Annotated in this window: 14 protein-coding genes and 1 pseudogene; 7 read left to right on the top strand and 8 right to left on the bottom strand. The window is 58.0% G+C overall.

Annotated features, from left to right (window positions below):
• Positions 1 to 169 precede the first annotated feature (169 nt).
• Together ADBZ9O_RS27955 and ADBZ9O_RS27960 are read left to right on the top strand one after the other, a co-directional pair.
• Positions 170 to 1,723 (top strand): DUF8728 domain-containing protein, encoded by a 1,554-nt coding sequence (locus ADBZ9O_RS27955; RefSeq protein WP_526526475.1) that lies wholly within the window; start codon positions 170 to 172, stop codon positions 1,721 to 1,723.
• 388 nt (positions 1,724 to 2,111) lie between these two features.
• Positions 2,112 to 3,362, top strand: a complete 1,251-nt coding sequence (locus tag ADBZ9O_RS27960; protein WP_526526477.1) for a hypothetical protein — start codon at positions 2,112 to 2,114, stop codon at positions 3,360 to 3,362.
• Between the two features lie 25 nt (positions 3,363 to 3,387).
• Here the strand turns inward: ADBZ9O_RS27960 and ADBZ9O_RS27965 are convergent, their stop codons facing one another.
• Positions 3,388 to 4,518 (bottom strand): glycosyltransferase family 4 protein, encoded by a 1,131-nt coding sequence (locus ADBZ9O_RS27965; RefSeq protein WP_526526479.1) that lies wholly within the window; start codon positions 4,516 to 4,518, stop codon positions 3,388 to 3,390.
• 12 nt (positions 4,519 to 4,530) lie between these two features.
• Complete coding sequence (locus tag ADBZ9O_RS27970; RefSeq protein ID WP_526526480.1) at positions 4,531 to 5,424, bottom strand: SDR family oxidoreductase; 894 nt, start codon at positions 5,422 to 5,424, stop codon at positions 4,531 to 4,533.
• Positions 5,425 to 5,830: 406 nt separating this feature from the next.
• Here ADBZ9O_RS27970 and ADBZ9O_RS27975 point away from each other — a divergent pair, with 406 nt between their 5' ends.
• From ADBZ9O_RS27975 to ADBZ9O_RS27985, 3 genes are all read left to right on the top strand, one after another.
• Positions 5,831 to 6,967, top strand: coding sequence for a Gfo/Idh/MocA family protein (locus tag ADBZ9O_RS27975; RefSeq protein ID WP_526526482.1), 1,137 nt, complete (start codon positions 5,831 to 5,833; stop codon positions 6,965 to 6,967).
• A complete protein-coding gene (locus ADBZ9O_RS27980; RefSeq protein WP_526533584.1) occupies positions 6,964 to 7,836 on the top strand; it encodes a hypothetical protein in 873 nt (290 codons plus the stop codon). Before ADBZ9O_RS27975 ends, ADBZ9O_RS27980 begins: the two co-directional genes overlap by 4 nt.
• Before the next feature lie 284 nt (positions 7,837 to 8,120).
• On the top strand, positions 8,121 to 8,897 hold the full coding sequence (locus ADBZ9O_RS27985; RefSeq protein ID WP_526526483.1) for a class I SAM-dependent methyltransferase: 777 nt from the start codon (positions 8,121 to 8,123) through the stop codon (positions 8,895 to 8,897).
• A 102-nt stretch (positions 8,898 to 8,999) separates the two neighbouring features.
• Here the strand turns inward: ADBZ9O_RS27985 and ADBZ9O_RS27990 are convergent, their stop codons facing one another.
• The 5 genes and pseudogenes from ADBZ9O_RS27990 to ADBZ9O_RS28010 form a co-directional block, all read right to left on the bottom strand.
• On the bottom strand, positions 9,000 to 10,157 hold the full coding sequence (locus ADBZ9O_RS27990; protein ID WP_526526484.1) for a glycosyltransferase: 1,158 nt from the start codon (positions 10,155 to 10,157) through the stop codon (positions 9,000 to 9,002).
• 163 nt (positions 10,158 to 10,320) lie between these two features.
• The gene (locus ADBZ9O_RS27995) at positions 10,321 to 11,448 is read right to left on the bottom strand and encodes a glycosyltransferase (protein WP_526526485.1); all 1,128 of its coding nucleotides are present in this window, start codon (positions 11,446 to 11,448) and stop codon (positions 10,321 to 10,323) included.
• The gene (locus tag ADBZ9O_RS28000; protein WP_526533586.1) at positions 11,429 to 12,196 is read right to left on the bottom strand and encodes a glycosyltransferase; all 768 of its coding nucleotides are present in this window, start codon (positions 12,194 to 12,196) and stop codon (positions 11,429 to 11,431) included. Before ADBZ9O_RS28000 ends, ADBZ9O_RS27995 begins: the two co-directional genes overlap by 20 nt.
• A gap of 24 nt (positions 12,197 to 12,220) precedes the next feature.
• A pseudogene (locus tag ADBZ9O_RS28005) lies at positions 12,221 to 12,673 on the bottom strand (glycosyltransferase); the annotation flags it as partial.
• A 608-nt stretch (positions 12,674 to 13,281) separates the two neighbouring features.
• Complete coding sequence (locus ADBZ9O_RS28010) at positions 13,282 to 14,166, bottom strand: SMP-30/gluconolactonase/LRE family protein (RefSeq protein ID WP_526526487.1); 885 nt, start codon at positions 14,164 to 14,166, stop codon at positions 13,282 to 13,284.
• 195 nt (positions 14,167 to 14,361) lie between these two features.
• Between ADBZ9O_RS28010 and ADBZ9O_RS28015 the strand changes: the two genes are divergently transcribed.
• Together ADBZ9O_RS28015 and ADBZ9O_RS28020 are read left to right on the top strand one after the other, a co-directional pair.
• Complete coding sequence (locus ADBZ9O_RS28015) at positions 14,362 to 15,117, top strand: FkbM family methyltransferase (protein WP_526526488.1); 756 nt, start codon at positions 14,362 to 14,364, stop codon at positions 15,115 to 15,117.
• A 156-nt stretch (positions 15,118 to 15,273) separates the two neighbouring features.
• A complete protein-coding gene (locus ADBZ9O_RS28020) occupies positions 15,274 to 16,401 on the top strand; it encodes a hypothetical protein (protein WP_526526490.1) in 1,128 nt (375 codons plus the stop codon).
• Here ADBZ9O_RS28020 and ADBZ9O_RS28025 read toward each other — a convergent pair.
• Positions 16,394 to 17,893 carry an O-antigen ligase family protein gene (locus ADBZ9O_RS28025; RefSeq protein ID WP_526526492.1) on the bottom strand — a complete coding sequence of 500 codons (1,500 nt, stop codon included), beginning with the start codon at positions 17,891 to 17,893 and terminating at the stop codon, positions 16,394 to 16,396. The genes ADBZ9O_RS28020 and ADBZ9O_RS28025 overlap by 8 nt on opposite strands.
• Between the last annotated feature and the right edge of the window lie 62 nt (positions 17,894 to 17,955).

The following is a 17,955-nucleotide window of genomic DNA, read 5'->3' on the forward strand; positions in this document are numbered from 1 at the left end:
TTCGTCGCGCTACCGACGATGGGACCGGGAGCGATGTTCAGCGCCCAGTGTGTACGCGAGTTGCGCAGTGACGGGCAGTCTCGTACACCGCTGGCTGACTCTGGGCCAACCTGATCAGCACAACAATCCGCGAGCAATTGATGCGGCGCATCATCAGCTAGTAAGTCGCGTGAGCAGTCTGGTGCTCGCGGCGCTCGCGATAGCAGTGTGTGGCGTTGTCGTAGCCCGGTGTCGCTTCACCGTCAATGGTGATTCACAGTTCACGCTGGTCGACGATGCGATGATCAGCATGCGGTATGCGCGCTACCTCGCCAGCGGCGATGGACTGGTGTGGAATCTTGGTGACCCGCCGATTGAGGGGTTCAGCAACCTCGGCTACACGCTGTTGATGGCACCCGGCTTCCTGTTCGGGAACACGCTGTTCAGCCGGTATTTACCCATTTGCATCACCATCGCAGGATTCGTCGCCAGCACGTTGCTGACTGCCGCGCTGACCCGACAGATTTGCCCGCGATCAATCACCGCCCCGCTCGCCGCCGGCGCCATGGTCGCGCTTGACTTCGGCCTCGTCTTCTGGACTGCGCGGGGAATGGAAGTGTCGCTGGTTATCGCCGCCATCCTCGCGATGACGCTTCAGCTGATCCGGTGGCGACACACGCGGATCACACGCTGTCTCTGGTTCGGAGCCGCGCTGGGCGCAGCAGCCATCGTCGTTCGAATGGACTCGCTTGCCCCAGTGCTCGTCATCGCGGTCTGGCTGCTCATCTGCGAATTTGTCAATCACCGTTCCGTACGTGAGTCACTGGTCGTGGCGGCCGTCGCAGTCGGAACGACAGTCGCGCTTATAGCATTTCAAGCCAGCTACTTCGGCGACGCGCTGCCGAACACCTACCGGTTGAAGATGGAAGGAGCCTCGATAGCGGAACGCGCGGCGGTCGGCTGGCAGGTGTTCCTCGAGAACGCGAAGCCGCAGCTGCTCGTGCTGTTACTGCTCGGCATCGTCCTGCTCGCGTTGTGCTCCCCGATGACGATGCTCAACGGCGATGCGCTGGTACTCGTCGCCCTTGCTGCCGTTTCGATTAGCTATTCATTGTGGGTTGGTGGGGACTACGCAGAACCGCAGGTTCATGCGCCCAACCGCTTCATTCTCGTCGGCATCCCGGGGTTATGTGTGCTCGCGGCCGCAGGTGCCGCTGCCGCGGGTGCAGCAGTGCGCCCCCTGGTGCGCACTGCTGCGGTGGGGCCGGTGTTGGGCATTCTCGCGGTCGCCGCCGTCCTACAACCGAATTACGAGAATCTCCGCTCGCTATGGTCGGGGGAGATCCCGTTACTGGATTACGACGAGCAGCGGACAGCGCTCGGCTTACACCTTCGTGCGACGCTGCCGCCGGAGGCAACGATTGCGACTCACACGGCTGGTCAGATCCCCTTCTACTCCCAGCTGCGAACAATCGATCTGCTCGGAAAGAGCGATAAAACCATCGCCTCATTACCTCAGACTTCGGACCGCTTCCGCCCCGGCCACAACAAATGGGACTACGACTACGGGATCAACGAACTTGCTCCCGACGTGGTTGCCGACGAGTGGGGCCCGGTGCGGTCATACCTTCAAAAGCACGGCGGCTACACACGGTTACCTAACGGTCTGTGGCTATCGAACACACCACGTGTGCCGATCGACATCCAAGCACTCGGCACCTGTTATTGGCAGTGCAAGCCATAGCGATTAGCCCCCTACCCGCGTGCCCCGTTTAACGGTCTCGGGCGCCAATGTGATGGTCGCGTACTATGTGAGTTGGAAAGCACTGGGATACAACAGCATCGCTAGCACCTATGTCAGCTCTACGCTTACACCGAGCAGTAATCGATCGCAGCGCGGCTACAATTGCACCTCACGGATGGATCCCAGAGTCGGGCTCCCACAGACTCGGACATCTCACGGAGGGACGGCATTCCGCGTGTGGCTATCGCTTTCACGCCGAGCCTTGATCCGCCGCACCGCGCGACTAGCGGCGGTCGCAGTGGGAGCTCCAATCTTAGGGGTTGGGCCAACATCGCCGGCAAACGCTTCCGCGAGAATCGGGGGGACCGCGCCTAACGCCAAGCCTGGTATGCCTACGTTCTACGTCTCGGCGTCGGGCAGTGACAGCGCGAATGGGCTCAGTCCGGCGACTGCGTGGGCGACCATTCAGAAAGCCAACGACGCGCTTCCAGACGACGGATCGATCGTTTTATTCGAGCGCGGCGGTACGTTTTACGGGGAACTAGATCTGCCCTTGGGCTGCGAAGTCGGCGCCTACGGTTCCGGTGATAGGCCGGTTCTAACGTTGTACAAACTCTTGAACAATGCGGGGGGTTGGTCCGAGCACGCTCCAGGTGTTTGGCAGATTGACCTCGGCGACCCCGATTCGCACGGCGGGTACACCGCATCAGACGACGCAAATGTCGGCTTCCTTTTGGTCGATGGCTCGATCAAGCCGAGCTTGAAATTTGACATGTCAGAACTCAAGTCCCAGTGGGATTTCTATTGTGATATACCGAACCACACGCTCTATGTCGCCGCTTCGACCAACCCCACTGCAGCCGCGGGCGATATCAAGGCAGCACCCAACGGAAACGCTTACGGCGCAAGCGGTTGCGTCATCTACTGCCAACGAGGTCAAAATAGCGTGCATGACGTTCACGTCACGGGGAGCGGCGGCTGTGGCATTCGCGGCGCAGCAGCTGACGTACACGTGCACGATTGCCTGATCGATTTCATCGGTGGGGCGGTGTTGGCAGGCTACGGAGGCGGCAATGTCCGCTACGGCAATGGAATCGAGCACTGGCGTCACGCGAGTCGCTGGACGATTGAGGAGAACGAAGTAGCCAATGTCTACGATGTCGCATGGAGCCCACAGGGCGGCGACCTGAACGGCAGAGGACCCGGCTGGACGGACATGACGATTCGCAACAACCATTTTCATGACTGTGGGCAGATGTTCGAGTTCTGGTCTGAAGGTGGCAGCGACGCACCTGGTTTCGTCCGAATCATCGTTGAGGGAAACCTATGCGAACGCGCAGGCTATGGGGCCTTCTCAGATGTTCGGCCCGTGCAAAGCCTCCGCGTTCATTTGTTGACCTGGCAGCTGGATACGCCCGTTGATATCACCATCCAAAATAACGTCTTCGACGATGCCTACGGGTCGTACACCTATACCGATAAGGATCTACCGCCCGGTTTCGTCACACGCGGCAACACAATTCGATTAAAAGCAGGGCACAAGATTGAATACCAACGCGCTGAGACGGTGGAGCAGGCCTCTGAATGGCAGTCGGCAACGGGGCGCGAAACCGGCTCGACCTTCGTGATCCTGCCCTAGTCCGCAGACGGGGCACGCGAGTCGGTTACGCTGAATTCAGCACGCTGGGAAAGAAGATCTCTTCGTGACGGCGGGTTACCGCGTCCCAGCTGAATTGGGCCTCCGCGCGTGTCCTGGCAGCAACTGCGTTACTGGCCAGCTCGGGCGCGTGATCGAGCGCGTAGCTCAGCTTGGCCGTCAAATCCGCGGTATCGCCCTTACGAAATGTCACGGCGGTGTCGCCAACGACAAATAGGTTCTCGCGAATATCACTGCAGATCACCGGCGTCCCGAGACCCATGTTCTCAAGGACGACCGGCGAGAGGCCTTCCAAGTCCGACGGCTGTACGTACGCGTACGCATTACGCATCAATGTGTGTACATCAGGCCCGTAGAGGTATCCAGGAAAAAGCACGCGATCATCGGTGGTGCTCTTAAGCGAGCGCTCGAATTCCGAACCCCCGGTCGTACCGCCGACGAGCACGAGTTTCCGGTCGGTGTTGAGCGCCTCGAAAGCGGGGATCAGGTACTGCAATCCCTTATCCGGAATGAAGCGGCCGACAAAGAGGAAGTAGCCCTGCTTATCCAAGCCCAGCTTATCGAGGATATCAGATTCAGTCTGGTCTTCGGCTGGATCACTGCCGAAAGGCACGAAATGATATGACTTCGAATATCGCCTCTCAAACATTTCGCGCACGAAAATATTGTCAAAGATCACGCCATTGGGGACATGCGCTGTGATCCAACGGGTCATACGCAAGTAGAGGCGGGCATACCAAGGCCATTTTCCCCTGGCCCACTCGGCTCCGTCTTCGCCGATGAAGACCTTCTTCCCGCAAAGTCGAAGCAGGATGGCGAAGATGCTGTTGCCACCATTTTGGACGTGGACAACATCAGCCGTATTGTGCCGGATGATATGCAACGTAGCCTGGAACGAGTGCCACAACGCCTCGATACCGCTGCGCCGTGGCGTCCGGATGTCGATAAGCGTCACGCCTCGATATGTGCTCGTTGCCAATCCGGGCGAGTCGTGGACCCGGTTGTACCCGGTGACCTCGTAGCCCCGCTCCACGAGCCGCGGATAAAGCTCTTCCGCAAATTTATCTGCCCCGGCACAGCCCGGTTTCGACGGCACTGAACGAAAACCGAATGCGGCGACCCTGCCCTTACTAGCCATGACCTACTCCGATCAGAGATAGTCGTGGTAGTAGCCCTTGAGGTACTCCTCAAGGCCGATACGCCAGTCCCGCATAACGTTCACGCCCCGGAGGCGCAGCTTGCGGTTAATCAGTCGCTCGGAATCAGGCCGCAATGCGAAGTACTCCTTCGCAAAAAAGCTCGAGTCGACCTCGTTGATGTTCACTTCGTCGGCGAGTCCCAGCAGTCGGACCATTTCGCGGGCGACGTCGAGGCGGCTCGTAAGACCGTCGCAGACCGTGTTATATAGACCCCAGTATTCCTTTTCGAGCAGTACCTTGACATTGGCCGCAAAATCGTGGGTGTAAGTCGGCGTACCCAACTTGTCGTTCACCACATTCAGGTCGGTCTTACCGGCTTTCAGCTGCGCCATCATCTTCTGGACGAATTTCTTGTCCTTGGCAGGACCGCCACCCATCATCCAACCGGCCCGGCACACGATGTAGCGACGGGCGTGCTCGACGACGAACCGTTCGCCTAGATACTTCGATCGCGCATAGTGCCCGAGCGGGTTTGGTTGATCCCAGTCGTCGTAGACTTCCTTTGTCCCATCAAATATGCCGGCGGTGCTGATGTACAGCAGAGGAATGTCCAGCTCGTTCGCGATGTAGACCGCGTTCTCCACCGCCATTGTGTTGGTGGCATACGTGTCTTCGACGTTGAGTTCACAGAATTCCAAACCTGTGTACGCGCCGAGGTGAAACAGCATGTCAGGCTTGAAATCGTGGACGTCACGCCGGTAAGCGTCGAGGTCGCGGAAGTCCAAATAGGACAGCCAGGTGTCGTTCACATCGATATCAGTGCACTTGAGCTCCGCGTCCGCGAACTTCTGGTAGAACGCCTCCCCGAGCATTCCCCCGCAACCCGCGATGTAGATCTTGTTCAATCTCGAATCCCCCCAATGGATTTCAACCGACGGAGCCGTACGCCGCATAGTGAGTACATCCGACCGCGAAGCCAGACTGTTTGCGGATTCAGTTTGAACCCTCTTGCCCCACCATGCTGGTTGCAGTGGCCTGAAGCAAGCCGAACAGATCTTTAGCGCAGTCCATCTGTGTCACATCTGAGCACCTTGCTCTGAACGCGCCACCAGGATATCCGGAGAGCTCCGACTATGGATACTCAGCCGGTCAACCCGACGTCCCGCTGCCTGGTGCACCCCGGTAGGTAATACTTGAGCAGGACACGGCGTACCGGTTCGCTGAATCGCCAGTGGTCGGGGCCTATCAGCACGGGGATCTTGAAGTCTGGGGCCGGGTGGACCGTCACAGCGGTGAACTGAGGGGAACAGTGTGGTAAACATCGCCATCATCGGCCTCGGGAAGATGGGGCTGTCCCAATTCTCGATCATCAATGCGCACAACGACGTCAAGGTTGTCGGTGTCTGCGACGCCAGCGGGTACATCCTGGATGTACTCGGAAAGTACACGGGCGTGGACACATACAGCGACCTCGGAAAAATGCTCGACTCGGCAAATGTCGAGGCAGTGGTGATCTCGACACCGTCGAAGTTTCACGCGCCCATGGTGCGTGACTGTCTCGAGCGCGGCCTCCACGTCTTTTGCGAAAAGCCCTTCTGTCTCGACCCGGCAGATTCGATCGCCCTTGCCGAACTCGCCCGGGAGAAGAGCCTCGTTACGCAGGTCGGCTATCACAACCGCCACGTCGGAACGTTTACTGAGGTGAAGCGTCTGCTGGACCTCGGCGTGCTCGGCCAGGTCACGCACGTCCTCGGCGAGGCCTACGGCCCGGTGGTGCTGAAGCCCAAGGGAAGCACCTGGCGCAGCAAGAAGGAGGAGGGTGGTGGCGCGTTATACGACTACGCGGCCCATCCGACCGACTTGTTGGCCTGGTACTTCGGCCGCCCTGAGTCCGTCTCGGGAACGGTTCTAGGGCAGGTGTTTTCGGCAGAAACTGAGGATGAAGTGTTCACCACACTCAGGTGGCCTGGAGGCGTCAGCGGCCAGCTCTCGGTCAGCTGGTCGGACGAATCGCATCGCAAGATGACGACGCGAGTCTCGATCTGGGGCACCAACGGCAAGATCTACGCCGACCGCCAAGAGATCCAGGTATACCTGCGTGACGAGGCACTGGCTCCGGCGGGGTACGGCAAAGGCTGGACCGTCCGCTACACAACAGAACTGACCGACGAGGTGGACTTCTACGTACGCGGGGAAGAGTACTCGGCGCAGCTCGATACCTGGATCAAGCGAATTGCCGACCACGCGGTGACCGGTTCATCAGACTTCACCGAGGCCAGTGTCACTGACGAAGTGCTCTACGCCATCCTGAACAGCGCGGATGGCAACGTGCGAACGTTAGATTCGAAGAGTAACGGCGCCAACACGCAAGAGCCGGCGACGGGGTTCTGGAACCGACTACGTGCGCGACGCCGCGCGCGCAAAACGCGCACGGGAAGGATGAACTGAGGGTGGATCGCCTCTTGTTCGGTGACAATCAGTTCTTCGGTGTCAACCACATGTCGGAGGAAAAAGCGCGCGCCCAGGCGATGCGCTTTCAATCGACCGACGCCATCATGTCCGTACTCGATTCGGCGTACGACGCAGGTGTGTCGACGTTCATGTGCACGACCCACGATCGCATCGCCGACGTTGCCGACCGGGTGCGCGCGAATCCTGAGCGTTACGAACGGCAAGTCTTCTTCCCCTGTATGCCGTACGCCCATAAATACGCAAATGCGATGGCCGAGGCGGGTGTGTTCGGGGCGATCAAGCAGTTCCTTCCGGATGGTGGTTTTGTCGACGCCGCAATGCGCAGTGGCAAATCGTTCGCCAAAAAGGATATCGAGGGCATCATCACGTTGCTCGTCGATGCCGAGATGAAGATGTTCCATGGCCTGAAGACGCCAGTGGTGTTCCTGCAGAACGTCATCGTCGATTTCCTGCTCGGCATGGGCTTCACAGAGGCGTTCCGGATCTTTGCCAATCATGTGTCAAGCAAGTACGACGCAGATCCGGGTTTCATCACCATGAATATGCCTCGCCTGCTCGACGCACTCGACTCAGTCGGAATCGAGAACCCGATCGTCTGTTCGAACATCAATAAGATCGGGTTCCGCATGTCCGGCGGCATCGACACCTACCTCGACGCGCTCAACAACAGGAAGTTCCGCGCCGTCGCGATGTCGGTCTTCGCCTCCGGTGCAATTCGACCAGACGAAGCGATCGAGTGGGTGGCTTCGCTACCGAACATCGAGTCCATCGTCTTCGGCGCCTCGAGCCGCGCCAACATCGAATCCACCGCGGAACTCGTTGGTAGATACTGGCCGGCTCGGTAGTCCGTGAAGCGCGGTCCGCTAGATCCGGGAAGGGGCAACCACTAGGCGCATCCTTAAGCGTGACCGATTGCACACCGCGTCGTGAGCACCGATTAAAAACCAACCTGTGGTCAAGTAACTTGACGCCGACACCTTCGTAAACTCTTGCTGAAGCAGCGATTTCAACGCCGCCGACAAGCCGCTAGCCGCTAGCCGCATGGCGTCCGGTCGCCATGCAGTTCGCCTGCAAATGTGTAGCATCGACTTGATCCGTAGGGAGTGATCGTGAATGAAGGGGGTAGGTCATGAGCACAAGCGCGGGCAGTGACATGGACAAGTTGAAGAGGTTCACCTTCGTCCGTCGACTCCTGGCTGAGTATCGGTATTCGCCTGCTGTCGTGCCAGTACTATGGCAAAGGCTCCGAACGGGATCGCTACCCAATACGCGCGAGGTAAACCGCGCCATGTGGGGTTCGTGGAATTGGGCCACCGGCGGCAACGAATGGTCGAACTCAGAAGTTAGCGGCTGGAAAGAAAGCATCGTCGGCAAAATCTTGGTGCCTTTCGTGGAGAACGATTTTTCCGTACTGGAAATCGGTCCCGGCGCCGGACGGTGGACCGAACATCTCGTCGAACGGTCAGCGAAACTGACACTCGTCGATGTCACGCCTGAGTGCATTGATTTGTGCAAGGAGAAATTCGCAGGGCACGGAAACATTGAATTCCATGTCAACAATGGAAACGATCTCGGATTCATCGCCTCGTCCAGCATTGAACGCATCTGGTCCTTTGATGTCTTCGTTCATATCTTGTCGGTCGATGTTGAACGTTACGTCGCTGAGTTTGCTCGCATCCTTGTGCCTGGAGGCCGAGCACTCATCCATCACTCCAAGAACGGCCCCGATTCAGGGCCCTGGCGAACTGACATGACTGCTCAACGCATGCGCGAGTTTGCGGCGAGTTACGGACTAGAGGTGATCGATCAGTTCGAGTCCTGGGGCGAGGGCACGGAACGTTTTTGGCCGACCCTGCCCCCCGAAGCCAACCCCGACATCGTTTCAGTCTTACGCAAACCGGCTTAGCCCGGCTCGGGGGTCACAGTCGTGACGGTGCCCTTAACGAATGGCGATTTTGCGTTCAAGTGTAGCGAGTGCTTTGGCGTCGAACCGCATCCGAAGGGTGAACTAATTGCGACACCGACGCGGCCCAGGTGCGTTACTAGCTTTGGGCCAGTCGTCAAGTCGATAGGCTGTCGCCACGGTCCGCGTGTAGCTTTCGATCGAATAGCGAGATCCAACCTCCGCCCGCGCCTGTTCGGATAATTCGCGCCCTTTATTTGGATAGGTTGCGAGTTCGATCATCGCCTTGGCCAATACCTCAGCCGAATCGCTCACGGCAAAAAATAGCTGGTGCGATATCGTGCCTTCTACCGCAATCGGCGTCGCCACAATATTTTTGCCGGCGAGGATAGCGGAAACCGTCTTGAATTTGACTCCCGCGCCGTATCGGAGGGGTATCACTACCGTACTGAACTGGTCGTTGAAACTATCGATGTCATCCACGTACCCTGTCACCGTCACTGCATCTCCGAATGCAGTCGCTGCGTCTTGCAATTCCTGAGATGGCCTCGACCCGACAAGATAGAGCCGCCCAGCGGGACAATCTTCAAGCACGAACGGCCAAATTTCAGAAAGTAGCCACATCGCTGCATCGTGGTTCTCGGGACGTTGAAACGCAGCCACAAACCCGAAGGAAGTACAGGCGTCATCCGAAAGAGAGTCGGCATTCACTGCGGACGCCGGGTGGCCGAGGTCCAGCGGCGGATCCAGGACAACCGCTCGGACCGAAGTCGAGCGCTTTGCTATGAGTGAGGCGTCCTTCGAGCTCAGAACCGTCACAGTCGGTATCCCGCGAAGCAGCATACGTTCGAGCCATCTGGCGTATGCGATGTATGTACGAAGCAAACCGGCCGGCCAATGAGAAAATGCGCGCTCGAATTTCTGACTAGGGATGTCATGAGCAAATCCAATGACTTCGGCCCTCGAGTTGATACGGTGGACGAGCCCGCGAAAAAAGAAGTACTCAAACCATTGAAGTTCCACAATATCAGCCTCTAAAAGGCTTTCACGAAGGGCCTTCGACGATGCGAATGCGGCCCAAATTCCAATATCGGGTAAGACAGGCAAAGCAAAATGCCATATCCGAGCCACAATCTTCCCGAGTAATGACCTGCGCCAGCGCGGCAACTTCACAATTACCGCGCTATACGAATCTGATGCGATATCCGCGTCACGATTCGCTGCACGCAGGTTTTCGTCGAAGTCGACGGCGAACGCGGCCACGCTATCGCACCTTTCAGCGAGCACCCGATAGTGGTGTAGCAGCAACTCGCCACCGGCATGATCCACCCCGCTGTAAGGGAGCATCAAAGAAATTGACACGAGTTTCGGTCCGCACTGCATTTTTTCTACATCACCTGGCTCCGGTGATTGCCGCCGTGGCTGTTTACTCAACGTTCGCGTACTCCTGGAAATACTCTTTTAGGGAAACTTCTTCTCTATGCAGTCGGCCCTTTACCGCCCAACGCATGAACCATAGAGCTAGCCTCTGCTGATTCGTCATCCAGTCAACTTCGTCGCGAAAATCCGCGTGGCGGAACAATATTCTGGCCGTCGCGAGTAATGGCGCCGCCACGAGCCGCGCCGCGCCGCCGGCCAAGACGGTCAACCGCAACGAGAGCAGCCCGTACCCCTGCAGCCGGTACATGCATTGCACAGGAGCCTCGACAAGTTCCATGATGCGCAGCGCATGTTCGTGATCAGTGACTGACTTTCGACTGGCGCCACCAACGTGTACCAATTCAAGGTCGGCGTGCAGGCGTACTGGCAAGCCTTTGCTAAGGCTCCTCAGGCAGACTTCCTGATCTTCGAGGTACATGGGCAAAAGCGTGTCCATACCATCGGCGAGCACATCGGCGGCGATGCACATCAGTCCCCCACTGACCATCGCCAACTCTGACTGGTCGTGCGCAATCTCGTACTCATTCAGGCTGCGCGGAGTAGTCCGCAGTGCTGTCACCAAATCGTGGTAACCCACCAGATGACTGAAGAATCGGCGACGGTTCCAGACGCGCCTTGCACACCCACGATCGATGGCACCGTCCTGATCTCTCAGGACCGCGCCCCAAACGCCGACGTTGGCGTCACGCTGATCGACTGCGCGGTTCACTAGTTCGCTCACCACGTGACCAGCGGACAAGACATCGGGGTTCAGTAGGACGATGAACTCGAAATCCCCCCAAAGATCCTGTGCCAGCTTATATCCGAGGTTCACACCATGGCTGAAACCCTCGTTGCGCGGCACAACCTCGACGTAGACGCTGTCGGACTTTATACGTGCCTCGATGGAGTCCTTCACGCGCGGGTCTTCGGAGTTCTCAACCACTATCGCGCGATTTCCCCGATGATCCCCCACGAACTTTTCGATGGAAGAGACGAGGTCTGGTAGCGAATCGTGGGAGTTGTACGTGACGATGATCAGCAGGGCGGCGCGGACATCGGCCCTCGGTGCGTTTATGTGATCACCGCCGAAAGTGCAGCGCTTTCTCGGGTGCTCATGACGCGGCTGCGGCATAGAGCTCGTTCAATCCTTTGAGATGGGATTCGTCGCTCATGGAGCGCTTTGCGACAGCCTCTCGCAACGTGGTAGTACCCGCACTTCGTCGCGTGAGCTCGCCAAGAATCGCCTCGCTCAGCGCCTTAGGGTCCCCCGGGGGTACCACTGTGCCCGACAGGGAATCGACCATCTCGGGCATTCCCCCGACATTACTGACGATCGCAGGCACTCCAAAAAGCAAGCTCTCACGGACTGTGAAAGGGCTGTTCTCGTACCACTGAGACGGATGGACCGAAACAGCGACCTGCCCAAATAGATCCCCCAGCTCGGACCGTTCATAACGACCGAGAAATCGAACGCTTTCCAAACCAAGTTCAGTTGCTTTCGATTCCAGGAAACTCTGCTCGGAGCCGCTCCCTGCGATAATCAGCTCGCAGCCCTTTTGTCGTTGTTGGACGAGCTTCCACGCATCGAGCAGAACATCGACGCCCTTCTCTCGTTCTAACCGACCGACGTAGATCGCACGCCGTGCCCATCCATCGGCGGCGACGCGAGGTTCCGGATCACCCCATGGTAGGTCCAACGTATGTACTCGATTGGGGATATAGGGTGCCTTCTCGATTACGTCTCCCATGAACTGAGAAGGGGCATGAATGACCACGTTGCTTTTGCCCCAAAGGTAATCGGCAATCGGAATCTCCGGCAGTGCGAACAGGCTTGCCGCCGTCGAGCCTCTGACGCATCGGCGCACCGCGACGTTCTTCATGCGAGACAACGCACTGCCGCTCAAACATGCCGTGCACACCCGCTGCTGGCGTTCGTCCCACAGTCGCTGAGTCGCACATACCTGTTTGTACTCGTGGGCTGTTAGAACACCTGGGAGTCTTTTACGCGTTACAGCGCGAGCGACGCTGGGGGTTAGCTGACGGCAAGTCGAGTGAAAATGGACAAGGTCAGGTTGGAACCTATCGATTTCTGCATTCAGCATCCGCTCTGTGAGCGGTGAATACACCGAGCTCAGGGCAGCTTTAGCCGCTGTTAATTTAGCGCCGTTAAACTCGCGATTCGGAGTAAGAGTCACGCGATCCCGGATACTAGGAATAATTTCTCGACCAACGGGGGGCGCCATACCGAAGAAGTGGGTGTCAATACCCAAAAGTTCAAGATTTCGGGCTTGCCAATCGACATATGTCTCTACCCCGCCCACATGGTGGAGAAATTTATTTACAATAAGAACCCTCACGGCAAATGGCCGTTACGTCGGGGGCCGAAATACACCCGACGGTCAAATTTAGAGTTCGCCCTGGACATTTCCCCCGCCATCATGCCCTTCCCTCACCTATCCCCGCCGTGCGCTGGAACCGAATATTCCCCCTCGGCTGGCGCCCGTCAAGCCGAGGAGAACGGAGACGACCATGATCACAACATCATCGTCTCTGACGGCCCCAAGACTCGGGAGTTGACCCAAGCTTGCCAACACATCGATCCCCCTATGGGACGCGCAGGTCTTGTTGGACTAGGGCCGTACGCCCCGCTGCAGGTTAGCCGTTGCAGGAGCAGTTCGCCGGGCTGGCCTGACGCGCCTGCACTGACATTAGTGAACCGAGTTCACCGCAGGGAGGTCTTCGAGGCCTCCCAGCAATGAGTTTCCGCCGCGTGCGACCAGTCGTTCATCAGTCGCGGTGTCGTCGTCCAATCCGGTTTCGCACCAATGCATTAAGAGTTGGCCCACTCGCATCGTCGCCTCTCGACCTCAGGGTACGACCCTTTTCCGCACCACCGGACTGTTTCGCGGCCTGAGAATTTATATGGGACAGAGCCCCTACGCGGCTCACGGATGCCTCAGCGGTGTTATCCGGCGAACGCCCCTTGAACCGCCCCTCGAACCCCGGTCGACACCACGAAAACCGCACCCGCATCAGGCTCTTGGTCAGCATCTAGCCCTTGCCGGGATGTGGTGATGTAGAGCACGTCTCGGTCCTGTCCCCCAAATGCACAGGAGCTGGCCTGAGTAACGCCAGGCACGCCAATCGCTTCAACGATGCGACCCGTCCTATCGTAATGATTCACTGCCCCACCTCCCCACAGAGCTATCCAGAGTCCATCGTCCTCATCGATGGCCATACCGTCCGGAAAGCCCTGCCCATCTTCGACGCGAATGTGGGTCCTACGGTTCGACCACGCGCCAGTGTGTGGATCAACATCGAAAACGTCGACACATCGAGAAGGAGTGTCGATGTAGAAGACGCGCTTGCCATCGGCAGACCACTGCACTCCATTTGAGATCGACACCGGCCCAAGGATTTCAGTCACGACAAGTTCGGGCGTCACCCGATACACCGCGCCGCGGCCTGGCATCCCTTCGTGTGACATGGTGCCGATTACCAGCCCGCCGAGTGGATCGCAACCGCCATCGTTCGTCCGCACACCCGCATCAGTGGTCGCCACTGCGATTTCCTCAAACGTCGTCAGATCGTCGTCGGCGGCCACGATCCCGCGCTCTGTGGCGATGACGAAGCCACCAGTCGAGCGACGTCTGATCACCGTCGCGACCGAGCTCGGCACTGCGTGACGTCGGGTTTCGCCTAGCGAATCAATCGAAACAACCGATCCAGCAAGCACATCCATACATAGGAGACGATCGCCGCGCGAATCCCAGAACGGCCCTTCTCCGTGATACGCGAATACTGATGTAAAACGCTCAGCGGTGCGCGCAGATCGTCCGTCAGTCATCATTGCCGCCAATGTTAGACCCTCATTTCTTGCGCATATCCCCACGTCGGCCGCGTTTGGGGCGCCAACAACCATCAATCCCGAACGGCGCGCAGAGCGCGAACGTGTTAATTTCTACGGGTGTCCTCGCTGCGGTCAGCTCTAGTTTCACGACTCCCGCACCCGGTCGCCAGACGGTTGCGGGCTGCTAAGCGCGCCATGGTGCCCGACTGGATCGACGAGCCGGAGATTATCGCAAGTCTTGCATCAACACCGAAGTCAGCTGGGTCGGTTTTGGTCGACGTTGGCGCGCATAGCGGTTTAGTGACCAAGATGTTCCTTGAGCTGGGCTGGTCGGTGGTCGCATACGAGCCTGACCCCTCTAACCGTGCAAAGTTCGAGCGAAACGTCGGTACGGAGCCACGGGTACAGCTGTCTACAGCTGCAGTATCGGATAAGCCCGCGGCGTCCGCGTCGCTGTTCACTTCGCCGACATCAACCGGAATCAGCACCCTCGCCGCGTTCCACGAGTCACACGAGCCGACCGCTGTAGTCGATGTAGTTACCCTTGCAGCGGATCTGCGCGCACGTGGTGTCCGGCGTGTTGATTTCCTCAAGGTCGACATTGAGGGCTTTGATTTTTTCGCGCTAAGGGGCTTCGACTGGACGTATAACCCTCGGTTCGTCCTCTATGAGTTCGAGGAGCGGAAGACTCGCCCGCTTGGCTACTCGCTCGACGACAGCAGCGCCTACCTTGCCGAGCACGGTTATCACCTCGTGTACTCAGTCTGGGAGCCGATCGTTGAATACGGCACCCGGCATCGGTGGCGAGGCTTGTTCACCACTCTGCCGAGTGATGTCGAGTCATGTTGGGGAAACGTGTTGTGTTTCCGCGATAAGGCCGATGCGGACCGTTGCATGAAACGGTTTGAGTCACGATACCGTCGGGTTATTGACCAACTGCAAAATGGCTAGGTCATGAGGACTGTTGATCATTTGCGGGCACTGACTACGCGTCGACGCCGTTATATCTTCGAGGGGCCTGCGGCACAGCGCACAATATATTCTTTTTTCTCGGTTGGCCGTTACTCGTTCCCGCGATCTCAGCGCGTCAAGCTCGCAGTGTGGCGGTTGGCGAATAGTTCGGCAGACTTGCTGAGGAGCCCGATTCGGCGCCAAGAAGTACTACTCATCACTGGAGCATCCTCTTCAGAGAAGATCAGCCAAGTCGAAGATCGCCTGCGCTTCCTGCTTTCCCACTTTGAGAACAAGCTGAAAATCCGGCAGACGCCGGCGGCGTCACCTCTGGAATATGTTCGCAGTACGGCTGTGGCCGCGGCGGACGCCAGCGCACTTTCCAACTTCGCCCGCCAGCGGTTGCAGTGGGTTGCCGATCTCGACTACGAAGCCAATCCAATAGACGGATGGGATCTGATGGATCTCGGCTCCGCGATCAGCCGCCGAGACCCGCAGCGTAGGCCCGTATCGGTGGTGCACCGATCATTTGTCCAGCACGTCACCGAACTTAAAGCTGCGGGGCCCCGTCCCGTCTACCTCTTCGGCACCGGGCCATCTCTGCAGTTGGCCGGCGATCGCTCATTTGCTGATGGAATCACTGTTGTATGCAACACAATCGTGCGCGACGCGGAACTCTGGCACCATCTTGCTCCAGCGTTCCTTACTGCGGGGGATGCGATCTATCATTTTGGCGATAATGCGCACGCTCGTGCGTTTCGCGCCGATGCGTTGTCGCGACTTCTGGAATCAAAAGGCCGGACGTTATTCGCGTACCCCTCCAAGTTTGATGTCGTAGTGCGTTCAGAATTCAAGGAAGTTCAGTCCTCTTTGGTCCCAATCCCTCTCGGCGAGCACACCGATGTAAGCGCGGACCTCACATTGCAGTTTTCCTTCCCCCTCATCGAGAATGTGCTCAATGGCATGCTGCTACCCCTCGGCTGCACTCTGAGCCACGATGTGCGGCTGTGGGGATTCGATGGGCGTGCACCAACAGACTCCGGCTTCTGGGCGAACTCTGACCGGCATCACTACTCGGAGCTGATGCAGACGATCCGTGATTCGCATCCGGCGTTCTTCGCACAGAAAGTGCCCAAAGGGAACGAAAATAAGTATGTGAACCATGTCCACGGCGATCTCTTGGAAGAACGTCTGGTGGAAGCGGAATGCCGCGGGTTCACCTTCGAAATGCTGCATCCGTCATGGACGCCGACATTACAGAAAAGATATCGCGCGGCTAGTTAGTGCCGTTTGCAACTGAGAAAGTGCCTGCCGGTATGGACGGCGAACGCAGGATTGAGAGCTGCGCGTCGACAGGTCTTGCGTTTGGCGTATCTGTGCCGGCCTGACGTTCGTCAGCCTGGCAAGCGACCGCGACAAGGATGACCAGCAGCCAGAACGTGCCCTGAGCCGGCCCCGGCACCGCCGACACCTCAGTCATTCCGCTTAAAAGCAGAAGACTCATTGCGGCAATCGCAATCAGCCCCCAATTGCCCCACGCACGCCGACGTTTCGCCAGTCGCGCGCTAGCCCAGAATACGGCAACGAACAGGAGGAGGACGCCGACGATGCCGCCGTCATAAAGCTGCTGCAGGAACGAATTATGGACCGATGCCAGTTCCGGACTTCTCGTGATCGAGGAGATAAAGTCCCGATAACCTAATGATGCGCCAGATCGGTATTGTCCGTTAACGCCGAATCCAAACCAGACATTCAACGGGTCGGACACCCAATCATTCCAATAGCTGATGGAGCGCTCCCAGATCGTGTCCCGACCGTTGAGCGTGGCGATGGTTCCTATTCCCAGGTCTCGGCCCGGTATCAAAGACAAGACTGGCGCGACAAGAAACTGCGTGACTGTGATGACTGTTGGCAATACAAACACAGACGCGGCGGCGAGTATCGCTGTTGCCTGCGCCAACCAACGAGTTGCCATCGGAAGGCAGATCACTATCAGCGATATCACTGCCACCGCGATCATCGGCACGCGAGTACCAGCGCTCACAAGCACCACCATTGCCGCCGCCAAACAGGCCAGTCGCAACGTGCGCCGCACCCACCCTGCCTCCCATATCATAAAGATAAAGGCGACAACGTAGATTGACGCAATAGTCGGAGGAGTATTGAGTGTCGAAGCCAACGGGAAAATAATGCGGGTAAATCCCGTAGATTCGACGAGCGCGCCAATACGCGAACCCGCAGCAGGCGACCGCAATCCCGCCGCATAAGCGATGACATTCAGTGCGAGATACAACCCGCAGCCGTCAACCATCGACGAGATAATTCTGGGCGCACCGACTGTCATCACCAGCCGGATTGCTAAGGCTCCGACGAGGATAAAGGTCAACACTGAGCCAGTATCCGATGGCCTGATGAATACAATTGAAGATGCCGCGAATAGAAAAAGGACAGGGCCGGGCTGGATTCCGAACTTGCCCTTAGTCGGCTTGCGTAAGAACGCTGCGGCAACTAACAGTCCTATAGCCAGGAAGAATCCTCGCTCGCTGAAAGGCCGAACGGCGATGACAGTCGGGAGAAGCACGATGATCCAGTCGGGCCGTACGGTGCCAATCACATCGAGTCCGCGGAAATTAAACACGCGGAACCGAGTCCAGACAACAACGGCCAGTACACACAGCGCAATCGCTGCGATCGCCAAGGCTGGGTAGAACGTAGCGGCAATCCCTAAAGAAAACACAATGACGAGGTAGGCGACCGTGGCCCCTGTGACGTCCATACGATCCCTTTCTGATACATCCCTCGCCGTGCGCTGATGCTATCCGTCGCCGGTCCAACCCG

The sequence above is a fragment of the Mycobacterium sp. genome (assembly GCF_965229105.1).
GTDB lineage: Bacteria > Actinomycetota > Actinomycetes > Mycobacteriales > Mycobacteriaceae > Mycobacterium.

Excerpts from the sequence above, each read along its gene's own strand:
- ADBZ9O_RS27960 (WP_526526477.1), top strand. The coding sequence starts at position 2,112 with ATGCCTACGTTCTACGTCTCGGCGTCGGGCAGTGACAGCGCGAATGGG.
- ADBZ9O_RS27965 (WP_526526479.1), bottom strand. The coding sequence starts at position 4,518 with ATGGCTAGTAAGGGCAGGGTCGCCGCATTCGGTTTTCGTTCAGTGCCG.
- ADBZ9O_RS27985 (WP_526526483.1), top strand. The coding sequence starts at position 8,121 with ATGAGCACAAGCGCGGGCAGTGACATGGACAAGTTGAAGAGGTTCACC.
- ADBZ9O_RS27995 (WP_526526485.1), bottom strand. The coding sequence starts at position 11,448 with ATGCCGCAGCCGCGTCATGAGCACCCGAGAAAGCGCTGCACTTTCGGC.
- ADBZ9O_RS28000 (WP_526533586.1), bottom strand. The coding sequence starts at position 12,196 with ATGAAGAACGTCGCGGTGCGCCGATGCGTCAGAGGCTCGACGGCGGCA.
- ADBZ9O_RS28010 (WP_526526487.1), bottom strand. The coding sequence starts at position 14,166 with ATGATGACTGACGGACGATCTGCGCGCACCGCTGAGCGTTTTACATCA.
- ADBZ9O_RS28015 (WP_526526488.1), top strand. The coding sequence starts at position 14,362 with ATGGTGCCCGACTGGATCGACGAGCCGGAGATTATCGCAAGTCTTGCA.
- ADBZ9O_RS28025 (WP_526526492.1), bottom strand. The coding sequence starts at position 17,893 with ATGGACGTCACAGGGGCCACGGTCGCCTACCTCGTCATTGTGTTTTCT.